The 572-nt window shown below is 40.9% G+C and carries 1 protein-coding gene; it reads left to right on the top strand.

Going from position 1 to position 572, the window contains the following annotated elements; translation table 11 throughout:
• Nucleotides 1–572 (top strand): T6SS immunity protein Tli3 family protein (locus tag J1781_RS00485; RefSeq protein ID WP_456239072.1); only part of this gene is annotated, 572 nt, incomplete at both ends.

Here is a 572-nt window from a genome sequence, read left to right as displayed (position 1 = left end):
GGGAGGGCTGGCTATAGGTAACCCTTTTTCCGGAATAGCGGAAGCTCGTCAGGCTCGAGAATATAATGAAAGGCAAGAAGCTTTAAAAATTGAGGCTACTAAGAAGCAACAATTGGCTGCAACAATCTATAACCCGCCGCAGGTGATTTATCGTATCGATAAAAATCGCTATCTCACGCTGGAGGATTATTCGAACTGCGATGATGGGTCTATTTATTATCACAATGATAACAAGAAGATAAAAACGAAGCTTTGGTTCCTCTCTAAGGGAACAATGAACTATAAGGGCAAGTTTATCTGGGCAGCGAAAAACGACGACATGCTGGCGATTCCATTTGTTCGTGGTGATAACGATGCATGCGGGGACTCGCTAAGAGGTTGTGCTTACAGCATCTTGTCAGCCAGTAATGATGGTGGGAAAAAATTCAGTGATATTAAATTTGGTGCAATTAACAGCTCAAACTCTAAAAATTACACAATCGTTTTGACTGATGACGCTATCTATATCAAAAATGAAGGTTATACCGCTGATAAATATATGGTCAATAGTACAGGTGCATTCATACAGCCAC

This window comes from Rahnella perminowiae (assembly GCF_019049695.1).
GTDB lineage: Bacteria > Pseudomonadota > Gammaproteobacteria > Enterobacterales > Enterobacteriaceae > Rahnella > Rahnella perminowiae.
Note: the sequence above shows the minus strand (reverse complement) of the source record. Positions and strands in the feature narration are given on the sequence as shown.